Source organism: Pedobacter yulinensis, from assembly GCF_003029735.1.
Classification (GTDB): Bacteria; Bacteroidota; Bacteroidia; order Sphingobacteriales; family Sphingobacteriaceae; genus Pedobacter; species Pedobacter yulinensis.
In genome coordinates this window covers 583744-607525 of the sequence record NZ_KZ686268.1, presented here as the reverse complement: position 1 = coordinate 607525, position 23782 = coordinate 583744, and the positions used below count along the sequence as shown (strand labels likewise).

The window sequence follows — 23782 nt, the reverse complement described above, 5'->3', positions numbered from 1 at the left end:
TTCAGGTGTTATTCGCCTTTCAGCGGGTCTTCCTGTGGTTCAATCGGTTTGTTAAGCGATGTATCGCCAACTGATTCATGAATGAGGCCTTCAGCAGCAGGTTTCTGATCGCCGGTACCGTTTACGAACTCATCATACGTGGTGCGGGTCTCAAAAGGTCTTTTGCCGAGTATTTCTTCAAGATCTGCCTGGAACAGGATCTCTTTTTCAAGTAATTTCTGGGCCAGCTTTTCAAGTCCGTCGCGCTTTTCTGTCAGCAATTCTTTCGTTTTCGTATACACGTTTCCGATCAGCAGGCGCACTTCATTGTCGATCATTTCTGCCGTCTTTTCTGAATACGGTTTGTTAAAGTTGTATTCATTCTGCGGGTCGTGAAAGGAAACGTTACCCACGTTTGCATTCATACCGTAAATTGTAACCATGGCGTAAGACAACTTGGTAATGCGTTCCAGGTCATTCTGCGCACCGGTAGAAATTTTGCCGAAGGTAATATCTTCTGCGACCCGGCCACCCATAGTCATGCACATGCCGTCAATAAGCTGCTCGGTTGTGTACAGGAACTGTTCTTTCGGCAGGTACTGTGCATATCCCAGCGCGGCAACACCGCGTGGTACGATCGACACCTTAACGAGCGGATCGGCATGTTCCAGGAACCAGCCGGCAATAGCGTGACCTGCTTCGTGGTAAGCGACAATTTTCTTCTCTTCAGGTGATATGATCTTGTTCTTTTTCTCAAGGCCGCCAATGACACGATCGATCGCATCCTGGAAATCCTGCATATCAACTTCTGCTTTGTTGCGACGGGCCGCGATCAGGGCTGCCTCGTTACAAACGTTCGCAATTTCAGCACCCGCAAAGCCCGGGGTCTGTGCAGAAAGTTTTTTGGCATCTACACCATTGGCAATTTTGATCGGCTTCAGGTGTACCTTAAAGATCTGTTCGCGACCCACCAGGTCCGGCTTGTCGATTGAGATCTGGCGGTCAAAACGGCCAGGCCGCAGGAGTGCCGAATCAAGTACATCCGGGCGGTTGGTTGCTGCCAGGATGATGATACCTGAATCTGTCCCAAAGCCGTCCATTTCGACCAGAAGCTGGTTCAGCGTATTTTCACGTTCGTCGTTGCCACCCATTACGCTGTTTTTGCCGCGTGCCCGTCCGATTGCATCCACCTCATCAATGAAGATAATGCAGGGCGCCTTGTCTTTGGCTTGCTTAAACAGGTCGCGTACGCGGGATGCGCCTACACCGACAAACATTTCGACGAAGTCAGATCCGGAAAGGGAGAAGAAAGGAACCTGGGCTTCGCCGGCTACAGCTTTGGCAAGCAATGTTTTACCGGTACCAGGCGAACCGACGAGCAGCGCACCTTTCGGAATTTTGCCACCCAGATTGGTATATTTCTTTGGATTTTTCAGGAAATCCACAATCTCCATCACTTCCTGTTTGGCTTCTTCCAATCCGGCTACATCATTAAATGTAACCGACACCTGGCTTTCTTTGTCGAAAAGCGTGGCTTTTGATTTACCGATATTGAATATCTGGCCGCCGCCGCCGCCGGCACCGCCGCCCATGCGCCGCATGATAAAGATCCAGAAGCCGATAAACAGGAGGATCGGGAATACAATCTGGAAGAACCAGCTTCCGAACATGCTCTGCCTGGTATCTTTCTCAGCAAGGATGCGCTGGTTTTCGGGCAGTTCTTTCTGCGACTCTGCGAGTTGCTTGTCAAGCCCGTCCATCGTGCCTGCGTTGAAGTAAACGATGGGACCGCTGTTTGTGCTCAGCGTTCCGCTGCTGCGGTAAGGTGCGTAAGTTTGTTTTTTCAGACTGTCTTTCTTAATAAATACATCGACCCTGACCAGGTCTTCAGATTTATAGGCGACCAGCTTTTCGACATCTCCGGTTAGAAGCATTTTGCTCTCAAACACCGGGTAGGTAATGCGTTTGCTGTTGTCGCTGCCAAACACCCACTGCAGCAGGATCAGGCCAACGATAATCGCGGCGTATACCCAGAAAATATTGAATTTTGAACTCTTTTGCGGCTTTTTCGGGAAATTCGGCGCGCGCTTTACAGGTCTTGGTTTCTTATTTGTGTTTTCTTTGTCTTCCATTATAATGCGTGTTTTGGGTTAAGCACTTTGGAAAGAAGTGCTTTCCGCATCTCCCCATAACTCTTCAATCCCATAAAAATGTCTTTTTTCCGTTCTAAAAATATGAACAACGATATCGATATAATCGAGAATGATCCAATCTGCGTTTTCAAAACCCTCTTTACGCCAGGGATCGGTTTGAACGTGTTTATAAATTTCGTGCTCTACGCTGTCCGCTATGGCTTTGACCTGCGTCGTGGAGTCGGCGCTGGCAATGACAAAGTAATCTGAAACAGAGCTGAAAATATTTCGTAAATCGAGCCGCACTATATCGTTTCCTTTTTTTTCCTGGATACCATGAACTGCAAGTTCAGAAAGGTAGGCAGACAGGTTTCCAATCTTCTTTTTTACCATTAAATACTCTAGTTTTGAAAATAAAAATCAACACTTGCAAATTAACATTTTTCCCACACTATTTGTTGGTCAAAATCGCATCCACCTGAAAGAGGTGGATTCTACAAGCAACTTTCTGAAAGCTAGCTTGTCAAATTCCGAGCCATTGCCGGAAGGTACTGTAATTATGGCAGAACGGCAGTTTGCAGGCCGCGGTCAGCAGGAATCTGCATGGCACGCCGAGCCGGGAAAAAATCTCACTGCGAGTTTTTACCTCAGGCCGTCTTTCCTGGAGCCGGCCCAGCAATTTTACCTGAATATGGCGATTAGCCTGGCTGTTGCAGAAACGGTTTCGGCATGCCTGTCTGAAGCGGTCGAGATCAAGTGGCCGAACGATATTTATGTGCAAGGAAGAAAGCTGGGGGGCATTTTAATCGAAAATACGGTATCTGGAAACGTACTGCGCAGTTCGGTGATCGGTATCGGTCTGAATATAAATCAGGAAGAATTTCCTGAGCCGCTGCAGGACCGGGCTGTTTCGCTCAGAAACATTTTACACAGGGATGTTGATTTGGTGCATCTTTTGAACCAACTTTGTTCGTTTATTGAAAAGCGGTACCTGCAGCTTCGGGCCGGCGATAAAAAAGGTCTCCATGAGGCTTATGAGCAAAAGTTGTTCGGTCGTGGCAGCGAGCGCCTGTACCGCCAAAATGGCGAAGAATTTTCCGCAAGGGTTCTGGGTGTCAGTGAGCAAGGCCGGTTAAGGATGCTTGCTAATGAGCAGGAACTCGATTTCGGATTCAAAGAGATTACATTTTTAACAACACATTCATGAAAAAACTAAGTTTAATTTTCGCGTTCGTGCTGGTTTCAGCGGCAGCTGCGTTTGCACAGATCGAGCGCCCAGTAACCTGGAGTTATGCAGCCAAAAAGATCAACAGCAAAGAAGCCATAATCTATCTGAAAGCAACGGTAGATGAAGGCTGGCATATCTATTCGCTGAATGTAAAACCGGGAGGCCCGATCAAGACAAGCATCAAACTCAGCCCATCAAAAGATTATGCCCCTGCAGCTGCGGCCATCGAGCCAAAGCCGATTGTGAAATACGAAGAAACATTCAAAATGAATGTGCCTTATTTCGAAAAACAAGTAGTGTTCCAGCAAAAAGTGAAACTCAACAAGGCGGCTACGACCGTAAAGGGAACGGTTGAATTTATGGCGTGTAACGACGAGAAATGTCTGCCGCCCGATCAGGTCAATTTCAGTGTTCCGGTAAAATAAAGAAAGAGCAGCCAAGGCTGCTTTTTTTATAGGTCCTGCAGGTCTTGCCTGCGGCTCATAAATCGTGTCATTACAGGTATTTTAACGATAAAATAAAAAAATACTTCTATTTTCGTTGCACACTTAATATTCATGAAAAAACTTTGGCTTTTAAGCCTGATGGCTGCATTTCTACTTATTTTTCAGGTAACGGAAAGTAAGGCTTCACTCCAGACCGACTCGACCACTGCAGTTGAGGATATACAGTTTACCGAAATTGGTTCGTCTGAAGACAGCGCAGCAAATAACTTGCAGAAAGATAGCGTCAGCAAAGATACCGTTGCCAAAATGCAGCCTGCTGCAGAAAAACCCCTGGCCGCAGCAGACACAGAACAAAAGACGCTCTGGCAAACCTTTATTGCGGGCCTGATCGGTGGCTTTGCCGCTTTTCTGATGCCCTGTATTTTCCCAATGGTACCACTAACTGTCAGTTACTTTACAAAACGTGCGGGCAGCCGCGGAAAAGGGATAGGTCAGGCCATGATTTACGGGCTGTCTATCATTGTGATCTATGTGGCCCTTGGATTATTGATTACGGTTATTTTTGGCTCTGCAAAACTGAACGCGTTGAGCAGCAGCGGAACCTTCAACTTCCTGTTTTTCCTGTTGCTTGTCGTTTTTGCCGTTTCCTTTTTTGGCGCATTCGAAATTACCCTGCCAAGCAGGTTTGTTAACCGCATAGATGCAAAAGCTGACAACAGCAAAGGTCTTGGCGGCATTTTTTTTATGGCAGCTTCGCTTGCGCTCGTTTCTTTTTCTTGTACCGGGCCCATTATCGGAACGCTGCTGGTTGAAGCAAGTTCGAAGGGCGCCTTGCTCGGGCCGGCGGTTGGGATGTTTGGCTTCGCGCTTGCGTTGGCGTTGCCTTTTACACTGTCAGCCATATTTCCGGGCTTCCTCAGCTCGATGCCAAAGTCGGGCGGCTGGCTGAACAGTGTGAAAGTTTGCCTGGGTTTCCTGGAACTGGCATTGGCGCTGAAGTTTTTATCAGCCGCAGACCTTGTGTGGCATTGGAACTGGTTTGACCGCGAGATTTTCCTTGTCTTGTGGATCGTTATTTTTGCATTGATGGGCTTTTATATCCTCGGAAAAATCAAATTTTCGCACGACAGTGACGTATCTTTCGTTTCGGTACCACGGTTATTCTTTGCCATTGCCTCACTCGCTTTCGCGCTGTATATGGTGCCGGGTTTATGGGGAGCACCGCTTAAAGTGCTGAGCGGCCTGGCGCCGCCATTTAATACGCAGGATTTTATATTGGATGGAACCGGTTCTGCTGCGCCTGCAGTTAGCAAGGATTTTCCGGCAAAAGTAAAATACAGCGAAAAGCTGCATCCCCCGCGTAACTTCGATGCTTTTTTCGATCTGGAGGAAGGGGTCGCCTACGCAAAACTGGTTAACAAGCCGATCCTGATCGATTTTACCGGCTGGGCCTGCGTAAACTGCCGCCGTATGGAAGACAACATCTGGATCGATAAAAAAGTAGGTGACATCATCAGGAATGAATATGTCCTGATCCAGCTGTATGTAGATGAGCGTGAGGTGAAAATGCCGGCAGACAAGGTGCATCATTCAGATGTCCTTCGCCGCAAAACCGATGACCTCGGTTATTGGAACAGCGATTTTCAGGCTACCCGGTACAACTCTAATTCTCAGCCTTTTTATGTGCTGGCAGACCATAATCTGAATGCCATGGTGCCGCCGCAAGGTGCGATATTCGATGTGAATGACTACGCGGCCTACCTGCAATCGGGTGTGGATAAATTTAAAGGCGCGAAGTAGGTGCTTAGCAGATTCTTGTTAAATTCGCGTCTTGCTGAAAACATGAGATGTTATGGAATCTATCAAAGCTGTTAAAATAAAAAATATTGGCATCCTGACTTCGGGCGGCGATTCGCCGGGAATGAATGCGGCCATCCGTGCCGTAGTCAGGGCCAGTTACTACTATAATCTGTATACTACCGGAGTGATCAGGGGTTATGATGGGCTCATCAAAAATGAGTTTATGCACCTGGACCGAAAATCGGTAGCCAATATTATACAGCGCGGCGGTACTGTTCTCAAAACGGCACGCAGCGAAGGTTTTATGACCAAAGAAGGCCGGGAGCTTGCTTACAAGAACCTTCGCGCCAAACGGATTGATGCACTTGTTGTAATTGGTGGAGACGGTACCTTTACCGGCGCCAATGTTTTTTCACAGGAATTTGATATTCCAATCGTTGGCTTGCCGGGTACCATTGATAATGACCTTGCCGGAACAGACTTTACAATTGGTTATGACTCTGCCCTGAATACGGTCGTTGAGGCAGTTGACCGGATCAGGGATACGGCAGAGTCGCACAACAGGCTTTTTATTGTCGAGGTGATGGGCCGGGACTCCGGGCTGATTGCCTTGCGCAGCGGTATCGGCGTAGGCGCAGAGTCGATCATGATTCCTGAAGCCAAAATGACCGTAAATGACCTGATTGACCGCCTGGAGCGCGGCCGAAAGGACAAGTCTTCTAAAATTATCGTGGTAGCAGAAGGCGACCGTTCGGGCGGATCATTCCAGATTGGCGAAACCCTGAAAGAAAAATTTCCGAACTACGATATCCGCGTTTCGGTACTCGGCCATATTCAGCGCGGGGGCAAACCCAGTTGCATGGACCGGGTACTGGCCAGCCGGCTCGGTGTCGCAGCTGTAGAGGGGCTGTTAAGCAGCAAAAGCGGCGTGATGGTGGGCCTGGTGAATCAGGAGGTAACCTACACGCCGTTTTCGCAAGCGATTAAACATATTGATGCCGAAACCGTAACACCCGGTTGGATGAAGCTGGTTGATATCCTGTCGCTTTAGGCCGGAAGTTGTTCAATAACCACGGCAGTACCGCTGGCTGTAACCATCAGCATGCTGCCGCCGCTGCCAATTGTTTCATAGTCCAGGTCAATTCCGATAACGGCATTGGCGCCCAGCGCAAGAGCATACTGCTGCAATTCATTCAGGGCCGTATCTTTAGCCTCGCGCAGTACCTGCTCGTAAGAACCGGAACGCCCGCCAACGATGTCGCGGATGCCAGCAAACAGGTCGCGGAACAGGTTTGCGCCGATAATGGTCTCGCCGGTAACAAGACCGATGTATTTGACGACTTTGTATCCTTCAATCTGCGGTGTGGTTGTTATTAACATAGTCTTTTAATTTTTCGTTTTTGATGCGCCCCGGGGCGAAATGTTACAACAGGAGTTCGCCCACCTCATGCCAGGTGGTTACCCGCTCATAACCGGTCAGCAACAGGTTATGCGGTGAACTGAACAAAAGTGTACGGCCGGGAAATTCACTGAAGTTTTTAATGCGGTCGTCGATCATGATGTCTGCGTTGACGATCTTGTTGCCGCAGAATATGATGTTTTGCCAGCCGATAAACGGGAAGTGCTCGGCAAGCCAATCGTATTTGTCTGTTAGCGAGTTCCTGAATTCCATGGCTGCCGATACAATATATACCTCATACTTGTCATGAAGCGCGCGAATCACTTCCTGACTGCCGGGAATAACCCCGAGGTCCCTGAAAAAGCCCGGTTCGTTGATGTAATCGAACCATTTTTGATTGGCATGTTCCGGAACGTGGTGGAAAATTTCATTGCCAGGCGCAATTTCCAGGTCCAGGGGAACACCGTAGTCGCGGTTATACAAATACACGAATTTGCCGATCGCATCTGCGATGACCTCATCCATGTCAATTACAATTCTTTTCATAAGGGTTGAATGGCCGGTTTGCGAACTCATGCCGGCACTCAAATATCCAGAAATCAAATTAATAACAGATGTTTTTAGTTTTCAGTATTTTACTTATCTTTGCGGCCCGCAGCATGAAGCTCCGGGAACTATGTTGAATACATAAACCAAGTAAAGAATGGCAACTAAAATCAGATTGCAAAGGTTCGGTAAAAAAGGAAAACCTTTTTACCATGTAGTCGTGGCAGACGCACGTGCTCCACGCGATGGTAAATTTATCGAACGCCTGGGTTCTTACAACCCGAACACCAACCCCGCTACCATCGATATCGATTTCGAGAAAGCGCTGGAGTGGGCCAACAAAGGTGCACAGCCTACCGATACGGTAAGAGCGATCCTCTCTTACAAAGGCGTGCTTTACAAAAAACACCTTGAAGGTGGGGTTAAAAAAGGTGCTTTGACCGCTGAGCAGGCTGAAGAAAAATTCCAGGCATGGGTTGACGCCAAGTCAAACAAAATTACTGGCAAAAAAGACGAACTGGTAAACGCGAAAGCTGAAGCCCGTAAAGCTGCCCTTGCTGCCGAAGCGAAGAAAAAAGAAGAAAGAGCTGCTGCTGTAGCTGCGAAAAACGCACCGGTTGAAGAACCTGCTGCTGAAGAAGAAACAACTGAAGAAGCACCTGTTGCCGAAGGAGAAACTCCTGCAGCAGAAGGTACAACTGAGGAAAACGCAGGATAAATACACAGGTATCTTAAAGAATAGCGAAGCAGCTTCAGGGTGCTTCGCTATTTTTATTTACAACCTGACCATTCAGAAAAGCCCCTAAATGAAACACGAAGAAGCATTTTATGTCGGTTACATTACCAAGACCCGCGGCCTTAAAGGCGAACTGCAGGTTTTTTTCGAAGCCGACCGTTATGACCAGCTCGACCCCCAGGTATTCTTTTTTGATATGTCGGGCAAACTTGTTCCCTATTTTGTCGCCAGCCTGAAGATCCATGCCAACAGCACTGGGTACCTGTTGCTCGACGATGTAGACCATATTGATAAGGCACAGCCGCTGGTCAGAAAAAAAGTGTACCTGCCGCTGGCCGAAAAACCGGTTGCCGGCGAAGATGACTTTGCCTTTACCGATCTGAAAGGGTTTACGGTAACAGACCGGCGCCTTGGCCTGCTGGGCCAAATTACCGATGTGCATGTTTACCCGCAGCAATTTGTTGCAGCGCTCCTGTACAGGGAGAAGGAAGTGCTCTTTCCACTCAATGAAGACTTTATCATGGCGATTGACCAGCAAGCCGGGTCTGTAGAGACCGATCTTCCTGAAGGCCTGCTGGAAGTTTACCTGGAAGGATAATCTATAAATACCGCGATTATGCGTTTCGATATCATTACCGTACTGCCCGGCTTGCTGGAAAGTCCATTTGCCCATTCAATTTTACAGCGTGCCCAGAAAAAGGGCCTTGCAGAGATCGTTGTGCACAACTTGCGCGACTATTCCACGCACAAACAAAAGAGCGTAGATGATTACCCTTACGGAGGTGGCAGCGGCATGGTCATGATGATTGAGCCGTTTGCGCAGTGTATCGGGGCGCTAAAAGCCGAACGCGCTTACGACGAGGTTATTTTTATGACGCCCGATGGCGTGACACTGAACCAGGGCATAGCCAACGAGCTGTCCATTAAACAAAACCTGATCATTTTATGCGGGCACTATAAAGGCATTGACCAGCGCATCAGGGACCTGTTTGTTACCCGCGAGATCTCGGTGGGCGATTATGTGTTATCAGGCGGTGAACTGCCGGCCGCTATCGTGGTCGACGCGGTAGTGAGGCTGATACCCGGCGTACTCTCTGACGAAACCTCGGCGCTTAGCGACAGTTTCCAGGACGACCTGCTCGATGCTCCCGTCTACACACGGCCGGCTGACTGGAACGGACACCGTGTGCCCGATATTTTGCTGAGCGGGCACCAGGCCAGAATCGACGAATGGCGGCATGAACAGGCGCTGGAACGTACGCGGCAGCGCCGGCCAGATCTGCTAAAGTAATCAGGATGTTAGCCTGCCGAATGTTGATTTCGTTCAGAATGTTGAAAAAAATAAAAACTGTTTTTAATTTTCAGAAAATTTGCCTAATATTGCAGTCCGAATTTCAGGGAAAAGAAATTCAGTTTAATAGCTTAAAATCATGGATTTAGTAAAATTTGTTGAAGAGCAGGCCATCGCCCAGAAAGAGTTTCCTGCGTTCAAATCAGGAGATACAGTGAGCGTGCACTATAAAATTCGCGAAGGTAATAAAGAACGTGTTCAGATTTACCAGGGTGTTGTGATCCAGCGCAACAGCGCCGGTGCCAACGAAACTTTTACTGTTCGTAAAATGAGCAACGGTGTGGGTGTAGAGCGTATCTTCCCTTTCAACTCTCCTAATATTGAGAAAGTTGAGGTGAACAGCTACGGTAAAGTTCGCAGAGCGAAATTGTTCTACCTGCGTGCATTGACCGGTAAAGCAGCCCGTATCAAATCAAAGAGAGTTTAATTACCCTTTTTATAAAGATAACGAAGCCTCCACGATATATATCGTGGAGGCTTTTTGTTTTATCTTTGCGGCACTAACGAAATATTCATGAAAGAACTTTTAGAAAAATTCGAGACCCGGCGCCCCGAAATCGTGTTTGAGTGGAAAGACACGGAGACGGAAGCCGAAGGCTGGGTGGTGATCAACTCCCTTCGCGGGGGGGCGGCGGGCGGTGGTACACGCATGCGGAAAGGCCTGGACAAACGTGAGGTCGAATCGCTTGCCAAAACGATGGAGGTGAAATTTACCGTATCAGGCCCGCCTATCGGTGGTGCAAAATCAGGAATCAATTTCGATCCGGCCGACCCGCGTAAGAAAGAAGTACTGGAGCGGTGGTACAAGGCGGTCATGCCGCTACTGAAAAACTATTATGGCACAGGCGGCGACCTCAATATCGACGAAATCCATGAGGTCATTCCCATCACCGAAAATTACGGCCTGTGGCACCCGCAGGAAGGGGTCATCAGCGGGCATTACCAGGCAAGGGAAAATGAACGCATTCACCAGATCGGGCAGCTTCGGTATGGTGTGTCGAAGGTCCTGGAAGACCTGAATTATACACCCGATATCAAGCGGAAATATAAGGTGGCCGACATGATCACCGGCTATGGCGTTGCAGAGTCCATCCGGCATTTTTACAACCTTTGGGGTGGCGAACTGAGCGGAAAGCGCGCCATTATACAGGGCTGGGGCAATGTGGCCGCTGCAGCCGGTTATTACCTGGCACAACAAGGTGTGCGCATTGTTGGCATCATTGACCGGGTGGGCGGCCTGGTCAGCCCCGGGGGGTTCTCGTTCAGGGAGATCGAGGAGCTGTTTAACAACAGGCAGGGTAATACCCTGATCGCTGAGCGGCTGGTATCCTTCGAAGAAGCCAACAGGCAGATATGGGCAACCGGCGCAGAAATCTTTGTACCAGCCGCCGCCTCCCGGCTGGTACAGCAGGCAGAGCTGGATCAGATGATTGCCTGGGGACTCGAGGTAATTGCCTGCGGTGCAAACGTTCCCTTTGCCGATAAGGAAATCTTTTTTGGCCAGATCATGGAGTATGCCGATAATCATGTGGCGGTTATTCCCGATTTCATTGCCAACTGTGGCATGGCCCGGGTTTTCGCCTACCTGATGCAGCGCAATGTAGAAATGAGCGACGACGCTATCTTCAGCGATGTTTCTGAAGTAATAGCCCAGGCATTGAAAAATATTCACGAACTCCGGCCGTTAAAAGTGCAGTTGTCTGCAACGGCTTTCGAAATTGCATTGAAACAACTCTTGTAATATGGATCACGAATTTTTTGAACAGGTGTTCTGGGGCAATACGGTAAAAGACTACTGTTTTTTCCTCGGAATCATTCTGGTCGGGCTTGTATTCAAACGCCTGGTCTCCAAGTTCCTGAGTGTACTGCTTTACCGCCTGTTCAAAAGATTCGCTGACAACACCAGCGGCGATACCTTCATTGCCCTGCTGCTCAAACCGATCGAATCGCTTCTGACCTTTACGACCGGATACCTGGCCATAAACCAGCTCAAATATCCGCTCGACGAAACGTTATACCGCTATACCAAAGTGGTAGGCAAGGCAAAAGAGAAGATACCTGTAAGCGTGGGTGAATTTATCGATAAGATATTCCTCTTCATGATCCTGATCTCTGTGTTCTGGATCATTCTGCGCATCATCGATTTTATTTCGCATGTGTTGCTGCACAAGGCCGAACAGACCCAGAACCGGGGTAACGGGCAGCTCGTGCCCTTTCTGAAAGAACTGACCAAGACGCTGATCTGCTTTGTTGGTTTTTTCGTGCTGCTGGGCTTTGTATTCGAGATCAATGTACTCACGCTGATCACTGGTCTGGGCATCGGTGGTATTGCCATTGCGCTTGCCGCCAAAGAAAGCCTGGAAAACCTGCTGGGTTCGTTTACCATTTTTCTTGACAAGCCCTTTACTGTCGGAGACCTGGTTAAGGTAGACGGTGTAGAAGGAACGGTCGAGAAAGTTGGCTTTCGCAGTACGCTGATCCGCTCATCAGATAAGACTATGGTTACCATTCCAAATAAGGCCATGATAGACGGTGTGCTGGAGAACATTACGCTGCGCAACCTGCGTAAGGTGAAATTTGCAGTGGGGCTTGTTTACGAAACGGGCGATAGCCAGCTCAGGCAGATCATTAAAGACATCAAAGATGTACTTGAGGCAGAAGCCGAAATTATGAAAGATTACACAGTGCATCTGGACAGCTTCGGCGACTTTGCCATCAATATAGACGTTACGTATTTTGTAAGCAGTGCCGCCCATGCCGATTACCTCCAGATCAAGGAACGGATCAATTTCCAGGTAATGGATATTGTAAAGAAGAACGGGTCGGATTTTGCCTACCCAACGCAGCGGCAGGTCTAGCGGGGTTTGTGCTAGCTTTTGGTTTCTTTTTTTGGTTGGGGCTTAGCCGAACTGAACCTGGCAGGTTTTTTCATGCAACATGACTTTTTAGCCGCCAGGTCATCCTTGACCCCGGCCTGTACCGGCTTTTTAGCGGGCTCCTTGCTTTTCGCGGGGCTGGTCTGCGCTTGTGAAACTGCCGCAAAAAAGACCAGACCAAGGAATAGAATTGCTTTTTTCATTGTATTTATGTTAACTCTGCCAGGGTGGTAATTCCGCCCCTGACAACATCACCCAAGTTAACATTTATTTTGGTTCCAAGCGGCAGAAAGATATCGACCCGTGAGCCAAACTTGATGAAGCCGAACTCTTCAGCCTGCTTGACCTCGTCGCCTTCTTTGACATACCAGACAATGCGGCGGGCCAGTGCGCCGGCAATCTGCCTGAACAATACAGGTGTACCTTCGGCATTTTCGACAACTACCGTGGTGCGTTCGTTTTCTGTTGAGGATTTCGGATTCCAGGCGGCAAGGTATTTACCGGGGTGGTATTTGAAGAACTTCACTGTACCCGAAATTGGGTTGCGGTTCACGTGAACGTTGATCGGAGACATAAATACCGATACCTGCAGGCGTTTGTCTTTAAAGTACTCCCCTTCTTCGGTCTCTTCGATAACGACGACCTTGCCGTCTGCCGGGCAGATGACCAGGTTATCGCCCGCGCTGAACATGCGTCGCGGGCTGCGGAAAAACTGCAGCACGATCAGAAACAACGCTACCGATACAATGTAAACCAGCCAGCGTAACCAGGCAACATCACCGAAACGGTAGTCAATTACTGCGTTGAGTATAAAGATAAAAAGTACAGTAATGGCAATGCTGGTATAGCCTTCTTTATGGATGGTCATTTTAAGAATGTTTTCTGCTGCAAAGGTCGGAAAAATATGTGAAAGTTATGGCAATGGCGGCGGCACCGTTGCGGCGCGATAGATGTCGCGAAGGTTGCGCCCCAGGCCATTGTAATCCAGCCCGTAGCCAACCACGAATTCGTTCGCGATCTCAAAGCCTACATATTCAAGCTCCTCGATCGGAGACTGAAGGGCTGTCGGTTTAAGCAGCAGGCTGCAGACCTTTACAGAAGCGGGCCCCGCCTCCCATACTTTTTTCAGGATGTATTCGAGCGTGAGGCCGGTGTCGACAATGTCCTCTACCAGGATCACATCCCTCCCCGCAAGGTCTTCAGGTAAGCCAAAGATTTCGCGCACCGTTCCGCTGCTTGCTGTGCCTGCGTAAGAGGCAACACGAATAAAGCCGGTTTCGCAGGGTACGCTCACCTCTTTAAGCAGATCGGCCATGAACAGGAAGCTGCCGTTAAGCACGCCGATGAAAACCGGGCACTTGCCTTCGTAATCGACGTTGAGCTGGATGGCAATGAGCCTGATGCGCTTGTTAATGTTGTCGTTTTCGAGCAGGATCTCAAATTTCTTGCCTTCTATTTCTACCGTATTCATCTTGCTTTTATTGTGTTACGGGGTTTTCCTGCTCACGTTCACGCCGGCGCTGCTCGCGGCGCTCCAGCCTCAGTTCCCGTTTTGATTTTGGTACCGTGTCTTGCACAACCGGATTCTTACGCGCTGTATCCTGCGATGCCGGTTTGCCAAAAAGGCGGTCAAAAAGCGATTTGTTTTCATCCTGCATCATAACAGGCATGGTGATTCCATCCTCATCGAAAGCAGTCGTGTCAACAGTGGCGGTGTCGGGTGCAAGATATTGGCGCAGACCTTCGCGCAGGCGTACATTATAGAATCCGTAACCGTTCGTATCTACAGGCGTAAGGCCCCTTCTGGCCATGATATTCCCGATAAACCTGAAATAAGGCAGCAGGTAGTCCTTAAGCCCCCCATCGCCACGAAACTTGTAAAGCGCAATTTTAGGCCGCGGAACGATATTGGTCAGGAAAAGTCCTTCCCCTACCGTCAGGTCTGCGGGCCGTTTGCCAAAATAGTGCCGGGAAGCCTCGCCGATGCCGTAAACGTTCTGCCCAAGCTCCATAATGTTAAAATATACCTCAAGCATACGCGATTTGCTGACCAACCGGTTGTTTTCGATCAGCCAGACGATCAGGATCTCTTCGACTTTACGGGCCAGGGTTTTCTGCCGGCTCAGGTACACGTTCTTTACCAGCTGCATGGATATGGTGCTACCGCCGCGAACAAATTTCTTTTCCTTAAAATTCACCACGATTGATTTGCGGATCGATTCCTGTACAAAACCCTTATGCGAAAAGAAGGATGGGTCCTCTGCTGTGAGTACACCATTCTTGAAGTTCGGCGAAATCTCATTTAACGGGGTGAAATTCGGGTTGGAGGGTCCGATCACGATGTCGCGCATCTTTTTGCCATACTCATAGGGCGTATAAACAAAATCAGAATTGATTTTCTGCAGGTTGACCTTTCCCCATTTCAGGATCTTAAAGTTGGTGGGCGTTAACGTGGAGTTGAACTTTACGCTGTCAGGTTCAGCTGTATCGAGCAGGAACTCCATGTCATAACGGAGTTTTCCGCTTACTTTCAGTCCCCCGAGCGACTCAAACATACCGACAGGCAAGGCATTGAAAATTGCCTGAGCATCCTGTTCTTCGGCACGCACTTTCATTTCGTAGACCTTGTTTGGCGTAAGCGTATATTGTAAAAAAGGGTGAAGGCTGGCTTTATCTACGTAAATTGTAGATGCACTGTCCAGGCCCAGGTAATTTTCGCCCACGAACACTTCGGCATCCAGCCGGGCGTTCGGAACGATGATGTCGTTGCTGGCAATTCGCTGCTGGTTAATGAGCAGGTTTTTAACTGCCCAGGAGCCCGAGATTTTAAATTCCCCCCCCGAATAGCCTGCATCTTTCAGTTCAGTCTGGACGGTATCAAAGCTGATGCGCGCATTTAATTTGTTGTTCAGGTAGGGTAGTTCTACTTTCCTGCCCTCTGCAAAAACCATAATGTTTAACTTTTTCCGGCCAGGGTGCAGCGCCCCGTTTGCATGCCAGGTAGCCGCATTCCCGTTAACAAGTATGGTAGATTCAAGGTCGCCATCGTCTATAGTCGCCCTGCTCACCAGAAAGTCCAGGCTTGCCGTATCGTTGTCATTCAGGCTGAACCGGAAGTTGCGCAGATCCATGTCGTCCGGAATTTTATACAGCACCTGGTTCAGTAAATTGCTGGCCAGGGAAGATAAGTCCATTTTGCCCTTTTTTTCGGTGCTGTCTTTTTTGCGTTTCAGGAAAAAATCGAGGTTGGTGACCGAATCTTTCAGCACCACACTGAAGCTCCCTTTATCGAGGTTAACCTGCGACAGTTTTACGTTGCCAAACAGCAAGGGAAACAACTTGACGCTCACTGTCAGTTCGCTGATGGAAGAAAGGGTGTCCCGGTTTTCCGGAACCACAGACACGCCCGACAGGTGAACTGTACTGAGTCCCCTGAAACCATACTCATTGATCCTGACTTTAAGGCCGTAGTCGCGCTGTGCCTTTGATACCGCTCTGTTGACCATTTTGGTAAGCAGCGCTTCGCGTTTCGAATAGGCTACAGCACCGGTCGCGAAAAGGATAATGGCAAGGACGCCAAAGGTCCAACCAGCGATCTTAAGGTACTTTTTCGGAACGTTGATCTTAGGTATGCGCATAGGGTAATGGGGGTATGAACTCTTAAACGTAAGAATCAAATGTTTATTTGGTGTTAAAATTACACTTAAAAACGGCTATTTCAATCAATTGCAACAGGGTTTGATTAATTTTGTATCCAATTTAAAAACATGAGTATAACTGTTGAACAAGTCCTGAGCGCCCTTAAGAATGTTGAGGACCCAGACCTGAAGAAAGACCTGGTTACCCTGAACATGATCAAGGACGTAGAGATCGAGAACCGGTTTGTGCGTTTTACGCTCGAGCTGACTACGCCGGCTTGTCCGCTGAAAGAGATGCTGAAAAACGCCTGCGTCAATGCCATTAAACATTTCGTTGATAAAGAAGCAGAGATCGCCATTCATGTTACATCGCGGGTAACCACACCTGTCAACTCAAATTCACTGGATAACATAAAAAATATCATTTTGGTTTCATCCGGCAAGGGTGGCGTAGGTAAATCTACGGTGGCCAGTAACCTGGCCGTGAGCCTGGCTGCAGAGGGAGCGAAAGTAGGGCTGATTGATGCCGATATTTACGGCCCCTCGGTTCCAACCATGTTTGGCCTGCGTGATGCGAAACCCTCTGCCAGGGAAACGCCCGACGGCAAGACGCGGATTATTCCGATCGAAAAATTTGGCGTCAAGCTGCTTTCCCTTGGTTTCTTTGCCGATCCTGACCAGCCTGTGCCCTGGCGCGGACCGATGGCCAGCAACGCAGTGAAACAGCTTTTCAACGATGCCGACTGGGGTGAACTTGACTACCTGATTGTGGACCTGCCCCCGGGAACAGGCGATATTCACATTACCATTACGCAGTCGTACCCGATTACCGGAGCGGTCATTGTAACCACACCACAGCAGGTGGCACTTGCAGATACCCGGAAAGGGCTTGCCATGTTCCTGATGCCGGGCATCAACATCCCGGTGTTGGGAGTGGTTGAGAACATGGCCTATTTTACGCCGCCCGAACTGCCCGATAACAAATATCACCTGTTCGGGAAAGATGGCGGCAAACTACTGGCGCAACAGTTCAATGTTCCGTTCCTGGGCGAGTTGCCTATTGTGCAGCAGGTCAGCGAAGCGGGCGACTCGGGTCTGCCGGCGGTGCTTGACCGAACCTCTTTCGTGGCGCAGGCCTTTGGTGCCATTGCGGGCAGAATCGCGCAGCAGGTAGCCATTGCCAATGCGACCTTGGTCACACCGGCAGTTTAGGGTCATTTTCAGTGTTCAAAGGCCCTTAGCGCGGGTTCGTGTGCCGGAAATGGAAAAAAATTATTATTTTTACTACTTATCCTAGATAAAATGAATTTAACAGAACAGGTAGAACAGGCGCTGGAAACGATACGGCCTTATCTTAAAGCCGACGGGGGGGACGTTTCTGTAGAAGAGATCACGGCAGATCATGTCGTGAAACTAAAATTGCTGGGCAACTGCGGGTCTTGTCCAATGAGCTTCATGACCATGAAAGCGGGCATTGAGCAAGCCATTAAAAAGTCTGTCCCGGAAATCACCTCGGTAGTTGCCGTCAACATGGCAACGCAGGAATAGTTAACACAATTTAACAGTTTTGAACGTTAAATAGCTGTATTATTGCATCATGAGGTTTCTCTACGCTGTCATATTACTTCTTGCTTTCGCTCCCTTACGCGCGCAGCAGAAAGTGCAACCAGATAAGCTGATTCAGTTTTCAGGTATCATCACTGATGTGGACAGCAATACCGTTATTCCTTATGTAACCATTACCAACATCAGCCAGAAAAGCATGCGCTTTTCGGCCGACTACCGGGGCTATTTTTCTTTCATCGTTAATCCGGGAGATACCCTGCTGTTCACCGCGATCGGCTATGGCAAGTTTCGCACCGTCGTGCCACGGGAGAACACTGAAAGCAAATACACGCTGATGGTGAAGATGAAGGCGGAGTCGATTAACCTGCCTACGGTCAAAGTTTTTCCATGGGCTACAGTCGAGGAATTTACGCGGGATTTTCTCGCCATGAAAATTGCCGATGATGACCTGGCCCTTGCAAAGAAAAATCTTTCACGCGAGTCGATCCGCAGCCTGATCCGCACCCTGCCGGCAGATGCGGGTGAGATTTCAGGAACAAATTTCCGCTACAATTTTGACCGGATGGCCAATCAGAATATGGTGCAGACCAATCCGCTCCTGAACCCGTTTGCCTGGGGTAAACTGATGCAGCAGATATTTGAAGGCGACCGCAGCCGCAAAGAAAATTAAAGATTTAACGTTTTTTCTGGTTTGGGAATTTCATCTTGTAATCGACCTTGATATTTCCCTTTGAGATCGCATCCAGCCTTCCCTTTAACATTGTTTTACGCAGGGTGCCGAGTGTATCGGTAAAAAGCTTCCCTTCAATATGGTCGTATTCGTGCTGGATCACGCGCGCTGGCATGCCGGTAAATTCTTCCTCGCGCAAGTTCCACCCCGCATCGAAATACCTGATGCGCACATTGGGTTTGCGTGTTACGCTTTCCCTGATATCGGGAATGCTCAGGCAGCCTTCGGTAAAGGCCCAGGGTTCTCCGGTTTCTTCAATAATGACCGGATTGATGAAAACCTGTTTAAATCCTTCTGTCTTTTCTTCCTTATCGCCGGTATCGACAACAAACAGGCGAATGGGCAGGCCAATCTGGGGTGCGGCCAGGCCAACGCCCCAGGCATGGTACATGGTCTCCCACATGTTTTCGATCAACTGGTTCAGGCCGGGATAGTTCTGATCAATTTCTGCACATTTCTTCTTCAGCACGGGATCGCCATAGGCGACAATGGGTAATTTCATGTAAACGGATATTAAACGTGGCAAAAATACAAATTATTCCGGGGCAGGAGAAAAGGTCAGGCTGCTGAGTTCCCGTTCATCAAGCGTTTCCATAATAATATCGTGTATCTGGCTGCGGCTTACGGCCTCGATTTTAGCGAATACAACATCGAGGCTGTCTACATAACCATGGTCGCAAAGGCTTTTTGCCATTGAAATGATCAGACCGATCCGGTTTTCTTCGCCAAGGGCAATCTGCCCGATCAGCTTATGTTTTGCACGCTGCAACTGCAGCTCGTTGAGGCCGTTGTCCCGAAGTTTTTTGAATTCCCGATAAACCAGCTGCAGCGTTCTGGGAACTTTCTCCTTATCAGTACCGAAATAGATGCTGAATAAGCCGGTGTCGCTTAAGGGAACATAGCCGGATTCTATCGTATAGGCAATGCCGTGACGTTCCCGGATCTGCAGGTTAAGAATGGAACTCATGCCATTGCCGCCCAACAGGTTGTTCAGCAACAAAAGCCCTGTTTTGTGGGGGTGATGAATGGAGTAGCTGGCCTTTCCCAGCAAAACATGGCTTTGAAAAATGGGTTTTTCCTCGGTCAGCTGCACCGCTGGCTGTTGCTGCGGTGGGTTGCGGTCGCGGCCGGTGGTCTTCTCGCGCACCTCGCCAAAGTACTTTTCTCCGAGCTTGAACACCTTCGCAGCCTTGTAGTTGCCGAGTATGGCTACAACGATCTGGTCGGTGCGGTAATTCTCTGTAATAAAGCTGTGTATATCCTGCCTGTTTAACTGCGGCACGGTATCTGTCGTGCCGAGGATGTTGCGCCCCAGGGAGTGGCCAGCAAAAAGCAGGTCTTCAAAATCGTCATTAATCGCTTCTTCAGGCTGGTCGCGGTAAGAAGCGATCTCATCGAGAATCACATTTTTTTCCTTTTCCATTTCGTCTTCAGGAAACACGGATTGGAAGAGGATATCCTGGAAAAGTTCCAGGCTGCGGTCCAGATAGGGCTGCAGGAATGAAGCATGTACACAGGTGTATTCTTTGGTGGTATACGCATTGAGGTCAGCGCCAACGCTTTCCAGCCGGTTCAGGATCTGCGAAGTATTTCGCTTGGCTGTGCGTTTAAACAGCAGGTGTTCAATGAAGTGGGCAAGGCCGTCTTTACCCTGAGGCTCATCGCGCGAACCGGCGTTGACGATCACGCAGGCATGACTAATTGAAGATGCGGCTGGTACGGCTAATATCCTGATGCCGTTTGGTAAGGTATGAACAAAGTACTCCATTGCTGGCGCAAAGATACGACTTCGGCTGGCCAAACCTTCCTGCTAAAGCAGGTCGGTGTCAGTCGGCTGCAATTTAAGCAGGTTGGCAATCCGCGTGCGGGTTGGCCGGACACTCAGCATGGCAAGTAAAGCAACACCCGCAAAGGCCAGGAACAGGTAATTTCCGGTCTTAAGGAACAGCACGGTATTGGCCAGACCAGCGGCTTCGAACAATGCCATTTGGACAAGGAAAGCGCCCATATAGCGCGTAAGCCGTTCTGCTGACGGAAGCAATTCCACATCTTTCAGCATAAAGGTAAAAAGGCGCATGCCGGCAAACAGGGTCACCAGCACCAGTACCGGGAACACGAGAAAGAATTGCCCGCCTTCGGCCATATTGATGCTGAAATAGGTTTGTCGCTGTGCGGATAGGGCCACAATGGCAAACAGGAGCACGGCCGCACAGAACGAAGTGTGAATGACTTGCAGTATTTTCAGTTTCCCCCGGGCTGCGGGGCCTTGTGTTTTCATGTATCAAAGATACAAACAAGCGGCTTTTCCCGCAATGTGCTGAGTACTGCTAGCCTGCCCAGCCTTCCCGGTCCAGGCTGCGGTAATGAATGGCCTCTGCCAGGTGCGGCATGCCAATGTGTTCGCTGCTGTCCAGGTCGGCTATGGTGCGGGCTACTTTAAGTATCCGGTCGTAAGCCCGGGCAGACAAGCCCAGTTTTTCCATGGCCGTTTTTAACAACTTTTCGCCGGCTGCATCAATACCACATACCTTACGCACCATTCTGGGCGACATCTGTGCATTGGCGTACGTTTTGGTACTGGTGCGAAAGCGCTGGCCCTGTATGCGTCTTGCTCCAATAACGCGTTCTCTGATCTCCTCGCTCCTTTCGGTTTGCTCTTTAGAAGCCAGGGCGTCAAAATTAACCGGTGTAACCTCGACATGGAGGTCAATGCGGTCAAGCAGCGGACCCGATATCTTGCTCAGGTAACGTTGCACAACCCCGGGTCCGCACACACAGTTTTTGTCCGGGTGATTGTAAAATCCGCAGGGACAGGGATTCATTGACGCGATCAGCATGAAGCCGGCGGGGTATTCGACCGAAAACCGGGCGCGGGAAATGGCTACCTTTCGCTCTTCGAGCGGCTGGCGCATCACTTCGAGCACTGCACGTTTAAACTCTGGCAGCTCGTCAAGGAACAGCACTCCGTTATGCGCGAGCGAGATTTCACCCGGCTGCGGATGCATGCCGCCGCCAACAAGCGCGACATCAGATATGGTATGGTGTGGCGAGCGAAAAGGCCTGGTGGTAAGCAGCGAGCCAGAGACCGGCAGTTTGCCGGCTACGGAATGGATCTTGGTTGTTTCAAGCGCCTCTTCCAGACTGAGCGGCGGAAGGATTCCCGGCAGCCGCCGCGCCAGCATCGTTTTTCCGGCGCCAGGCGGGCCGATCAGCATCACATTATGGCCGCCTGCCGCGGCGATCTCAAGTGCCCGCTTGATATTTTGCTGCCCCTTTACTTCAGAAAAATCGAACTCTGCATTCCCGGCATCGAGCATGAATATTTCTTCGGGGTCAACATGAAGCGGCATGGGCCGCTCAGGGCTGGCGCTGAAGATGTCGACCACATCGGTAAGTGTCCGGACCCCATATACCTGCAGCTCTTTTACGATCGCAGCCTCCCGTGCGTTAGCATGCGGAAGAATAAAGCCTTTGAAACGCTCGTTGCGCGCCTGAAGAGCGATTGACAGCGCCCCTTTAAGTGGCTGCACCCCACCATCGAGCGATAATTCGCCCATGATAAAATATCCGCCCAGTTCTTCGGCATCGATCTGTCCGGAGGCGGCCAGAATACTGATGGCGATGGGCAGGTCGTAAGCTGAGCCTTCTTTTCTAATGTCTGCCGGCGCAAGGTTAACGACGATCTTTTGCCGCGGCATGTGAAGGCCACAAAACTTGATCGCACTCTCTATGCGGAAAAGGCTTTCCTTGACGGCATTATCCGGCAGCCCGACAATGGTGTAATGCGTGCCGCTGCTTACACTGACCTCTATGGTAATGGTCAATGCATCGACGCCCGCGAGCGCACCGCCATAAACTTTCACTAACATTCAGGGTTGATTTAACCCAAATGTAAATAAAATAACTTTAAACCAAAATATTATTTACCATAAGGCATTTTTGGCATGCCTTTCATCATGCGGGCAGCTGCTGCAGGGTTTGAAAATTGTTTCATCACCTTACGCATGTCTTCAAATTGTTTAAGCAGCTTGTTTACTTCTTCCAGTTTGCTGCCAGAACCCTTTGCAATGCGGTTGCGGCGGCTCTGCTGAATGCTGTCAGGATTCTCCCGCTCGAATGGCGTCATAGACTGGATAATGGCTTCTATGGACTTGAAAGCATCATCGTCAATGTCCACATTCTTCATCATCTTGCCCACACCGGGGATCATGCCCATGAGGTCTTTCATATTCCCCATTTTTTTGATCTGCTGGATCTGGTTGTAGAAGTCGTTGAAGTCGAACTTATTCTTACGGATTTTTTTCTGCAGTTCTGCAGCCTCTTTTTCGTCAAACTGCTGCTGCGCCCGTTCAACGAGCGAGACAACGTCGCCCATGCCAAGAATCCTGGAGGCCATGCGGTCCGGATAAAAAACATCCAGTGCTTCCATTTTCTCACCGGTACCGATAAATTTGATCGGTTTGTTGACGACAGATTTGATGGAAAGAGCTGCACCGCCGCGTGTATCGCCGTCCAGTTTGGTCAGCACGACGCCGGTAAAATCAAGGCGATCATTGAACGCTTTGGCAGTATTTACAGCATCCTGGCCGGTCATGGCATCGACCACGAAGAGGATCTCGTGCGGTTGCGTGCGGGCCTTGACCTCAGATATTTCGGTCATCAGGCTTTCGTCGATGGCCAGGCGGCCCGCTGTATCAATGATGATGACATTGTTGCCGTTCTTTTTGCCTTCAGCGATGCCTTCAAGTGCAATGCCTACCGGATCGTTTGATTCCCTGTTGGCATAGACCGGTGTGCCAATCTGCCCGCCGAGTACTTCGAGCTGGTCAATAGCCGCAGGACGGTAAACGTCGCCGGCTACAAGCAGCGGCTTCTTGCCCTTGCTTTTCAGGAAATTGGCCAGTTTGCCCGAAAACGTGGTCTTACCGGCACCATTCAGGCCGGCAATAAGAATGATCGTAGGGTTTGCCTTTGTTTCGAGTTCAGTAACCGAGCCGCCCATCAGTTCGGTCAGCTCATCGTTCATGACCTTGGTAAGCAGCTGCCCGGGAGAAACGGCCGTCAGTACGTTCATACCCAACGCTTTCTGTCGCACCTCGTCGGTAAAGGTTTTAGCGGTTTTATAGTTAACGTCGGCATCTAAAAGCGCTTTCCGGATCTCTTTCATGGTTTCTGCCACGTTGATCTCGGTAATGCTGCCCTGTCCCTTCAGAACCTTAAACGCACGGTCAAGCTTGTCTTGTAAATTATCAAACATCTATTTAAATGTTATGGAATCAATGATATAGGATGCAAATGTATCAATTTTAGCAGAAAGGCAGGGTCTGTAGGGCCAGAGAAAATCAATGCCGGGAC

The 23782-nt window shown here is 49.5% G+C and carries 25 protein-coding genes; 13 read left to right on the top strand and 12 right to left on the bottom strand.

Going from position 1 to position 23782, the window contains the following annotated elements; all coding sequences use genetic code 11:
• Window positions 1-8: 8 nt before the first annotated feature.
• Together ftsH and rsfS are read right to left on the bottom strand one after the other, a co-directional pair.
• A complete protein-coding gene (ftsH, locus tag C7T94_RS02690) occupies window positions 9-2111 on the bottom strand; it encodes an ATP-dependent zinc metalloprotease FtsH (protein ID WP_107213391.1) in 2103 nt (700 codons plus the stop codon).
• A gap of 18 nt (window positions 2112-2129) precedes the next feature.
• Window positions 2130-2504 (bottom strand): ribosome silencing factor, encoded by a 375-nt coding sequence (gene rsfS, locus C7T94_RS02685; RefSeq protein WP_107213389.1) that lies wholly within the window; start codon window positions 2502-2504, stop codon window positions 2130-2132.
• Window positions 2505-2538: 34 nt separating this feature from the next.
• Here rsfS and C7T94_RS02680 point away from each other — a divergent pair, with 34 nt between their 5' ends.
• The 4 genes from C7T94_RS02680 (at window position 2539) to pfkA (ending at window position 6636) form a co-directional block, all read left to right on the top strand.
• A complete protein-coding gene (locus tag C7T94_RS02680; RefSeq protein ID WP_107213387.1) occupies window positions 2539-3318 on the top strand; it encodes a biotin--[acetyl-CoA-carboxylase] ligase in 780 nt (259 codons plus the stop codon).
• Window positions 3315-3764, top strand: a complete 450-nt coding sequence (locus tag C7T94_RS02675) for a protein-disulfide reductase DsbD domain-containing protein (protein WP_107213384.1) — start codon at window positions 3315-3317, stop codon at window positions 3762-3764. Before C7T94_RS02680 ends, C7T94_RS02675 begins: the two co-directional genes overlap by 4 nt.
• A 132-nt stretch (window positions 3765-3896) precedes the next feature.
• Entirely contained in the window at window positions 3897-5585 is a 1689-nt protein-coding gene (locus C7T94_RS02670) for a protein-disulfide reductase DsbD family protein (RefSeq protein ID WP_107213382.1), read from the top strand.
• A gap of 52 nt (window positions 5586-5637) precedes the next feature.
• Complete coding sequence (pfkA, locus tag C7T94_RS02665) at window positions 5638-6636, top strand: 6-phosphofructokinase (RefSeq protein WP_107213380.1); 999 nt, start codon at window positions 5638-5640, stop codon at window positions 6634-6636.
• On the opposite strand, the gene C7T94_RS02660 is transcribed toward pfkA, so the two are convergent.
• A complete protein-coding gene (locus C7T94_RS02660; RefSeq protein ID WP_107213378.1) occupies window positions 6633-6965 on the bottom strand; it encodes a heavy metal-binding domain-containing protein in 333 nt (110 codons plus the stop codon). The two genes, pfkA and C7T94_RS02660, sit on opposite strands and share 4 nt — an antisense overlap.
• A gap of 43 nt (window positions 6966-7008) precedes the next feature.
• Window positions 7009-7530, bottom strand: a complete 522-nt coding sequence (locus C7T94_RS02655) for a 5' nucleotidase, NT5C type (RefSeq protein ID WP_239494908.1) — start codon at window positions 7528-7530, stop codon at window positions 7009-7011.
• Window positions 7531-7687: 157 nt separating this feature from the next.
• Between C7T94_RS02655 and C7T94_RS02650 the strand changes: the two genes are divergently transcribed.
• The 6 genes from C7T94_RS02650 to C7T94_RS02625 all read left to right on the top strand — a co-directional run bounded on the left by C7T94_RS02650 (window position 7688) and on the right by C7T94_RS02625 (window position 12475).
• Complete coding sequence (locus C7T94_RS02650; RefSeq protein WP_107213376.1) at window positions 7688-8248, top strand: 30S ribosomal protein S16; 561 nt, start codon at window positions 7688-7690, stop codon at window positions 8246-8248.
• 88 nt (window positions 8249-8336) lie between these two features.
• On the top strand, window positions 8337-8864 hold the full coding sequence (gene rimM, locus C7T94_RS02645; protein WP_107213373.1) for a ribosome maturation factor RimM: 528 nt from the start codon (window positions 8337-8339) through the stop codon (window positions 8862-8864).
• 18 nt (window positions 8865-8882) lie between these two features.
• Window positions 8883-9557, top strand: a complete 675-nt coding sequence (gene trmD, locus C7T94_RS02640; RefSeq protein ID WP_107213371.1) for a tRNA (guanosine(37)-N1)-methyltransferase TrmD — start codon at window positions 8883-8885, stop codon at window positions 9555-9557.
• Window positions 9558-9696: 139 nt separating this feature from the next.
• Entirely contained in the window at window positions 9697-10044 is a 348-nt protein-coding gene (gene rplS / locus C7T94_RS02635) for a 50S ribosomal protein L19 (protein WP_107213369.1), read from the top strand.
• Between the two features lie 87 nt (window positions 10045-10131).
• Window positions 10132-11358 carry a Glu/Leu/Phe/Val dehydrogenase dimerization domain-containing protein gene (locus tag C7T94_RS02630; RefSeq protein ID WP_107213367.1) on the top strand — a complete coding sequence of 409 codons (1227 nt, stop codon included), beginning with the start codon at window positions 10132-10134 and terminating at the stop codon, window positions 11356-11358.
• A gap of 1 nt (window position 11359) precedes the next feature.
• Window positions 11360-12475, top strand: coding sequence for a mechanosensitive ion channel family protein (locus C7T94_RS02625; RefSeq protein WP_107213365.1), 1116 nt, complete (start codon window positions 11360-11362; stop codon window positions 12473-12475).
• Between the two features lie 226 nt (window positions 12476-12701).
• On the opposite strand, the gene C7T94_RS02615 is transcribed toward C7T94_RS02625, so the two are convergent.
• Genes C7T94_RS02615 through C7T94_RS02605 form a run of 3 tightly spaced genes read right to left on the bottom strand, consistent with a single transcriptional unit; the run spans window position 12702 to window position 16131 of the window.
• Window positions 12702-13361 carry a phosphatidylserine decarboxylase family protein gene (locus tag C7T94_RS02615; protein WP_107213361.1) on the bottom strand — a complete coding sequence of 220 codons (660 nt, stop codon included), beginning with the start codon at window positions 13359-13361 and terminating at the stop codon, window positions 12702-12704.
• A 45-nt stretch (window positions 13362-13406) separates the two neighbouring features.
• Window positions 13407-13964: a hypoxanthine phosphoribosyltransferase gene (gene hpt / locus C7T94_RS02610; RefSeq protein ID WP_107213359.1), complete on the bottom strand. Its 558-nt coding sequence runs from the start codon at window positions 13962-13964 to the stop codon at window positions 13407-13409.
• Between the two features lie 7 nt (window positions 13965-13971).
• Window positions 13972-16131: a transglycosylase domain-containing protein gene (locus C7T94_RS02605; protein WP_107213357.1), complete on the bottom strand. Its 2160-nt coding sequence runs from the start codon at window positions 16129-16131 to the stop codon at window positions 13972-13974.
• 129 nt (window positions 16132-16260) lie between these two features.
• Here C7T94_RS02605 and C7T94_RS02600 point away from each other — a divergent pair, with 129 nt between their 5' ends.
• From C7T94_RS02600 to C7T94_RS02590, 3 genes are all read left to right on the top strand, one after another.
• Window positions 16261-17343 carry an Mrp/NBP35 family ATP-binding protein gene (locus C7T94_RS02600; protein ID WP_107213354.1) on the top strand — a complete coding sequence of 361 codons (1083 nt, stop codon included), beginning with the start codon at window positions 16261-16263 and terminating at the stop codon, window positions 17341-17343.
• 90 nt (window positions 17344-17433) lie between these two features.
• Window positions 17434-17679 carry a NifU family protein gene (locus tag C7T94_RS02595; protein WP_107213352.1) on the top strand — a complete coding sequence of 82 codons (246 nt, stop codon included), beginning with the start codon at window positions 17434-17436 and terminating at the stop codon, window positions 17677-17679.
• 49 nt (window positions 17680-17728) lie between these two features.
• Window positions 17729-18367 carry a peptidase associated/transthyretin-like domain-containing protein gene (locus tag C7T94_RS02590; protein WP_107213350.1) on the top strand — a complete coding sequence of 213 codons (639 nt, stop codon included), beginning with the start codon at window positions 17729-17731 and terminating at the stop codon, window positions 18365-18367.
• 4 nt (window positions 18368-18371) lie between these two features.
• On the opposite strand, the gene def is transcribed toward C7T94_RS02590, so the two are convergent.
• From def to ffh, 5 genes are read right to left on the bottom strand one after another with little or no spacing between them, the layout of a single operon-like run.
• Entirely contained in the window at window positions 18372-18929 is a 558-nt protein-coding gene (gene def, locus C7T94_RS02585) for a peptide deformylase (protein ID WP_107213348.1), read from the bottom strand.
• 33 nt (window positions 18930-18962) lie between these two features.
• Complete coding sequence (locus C7T94_RS02580) at window positions 18963-20195, bottom strand: M16 family metallopeptidase (RefSeq protein WP_107213346.1); 1233 nt, start codon at window positions 20193-20195, stop codon at window positions 18963-18965.
• A 42-nt stretch (window positions 20196-20237) separates the two neighbouring features.
• Complete coding sequence (locus C7T94_RS02575; RefSeq protein WP_107213344.1) at window positions 20238-20705, bottom strand: hypothetical protein; 468 nt, start codon at window positions 20703-20705, stop codon at window positions 20238-20240.
• A 49-nt stretch (window positions 20706-20754) separates the two neighbouring features.
• On the bottom strand, window positions 20755-22296 hold the full coding sequence (locus tag C7T94_RS02570; protein WP_107213341.1) for a YifB family Mg chelatase-like AAA ATPase: 1542 nt from the start codon (window positions 22294-22296) through the stop codon (window positions 20755-20757).
• Window positions 22297-22346: 50 nt separating this feature from the next.
• A complete protein-coding gene (gene ffh, locus C7T94_RS02565) occupies window positions 22347-23684 on the bottom strand; it encodes a signal recognition particle protein (RefSeq protein ID WP_107213339.1) in 1338 nt (445 codons plus the stop codon).
• Window positions 23685-23782: the final 98 nt, after the last annotated feature.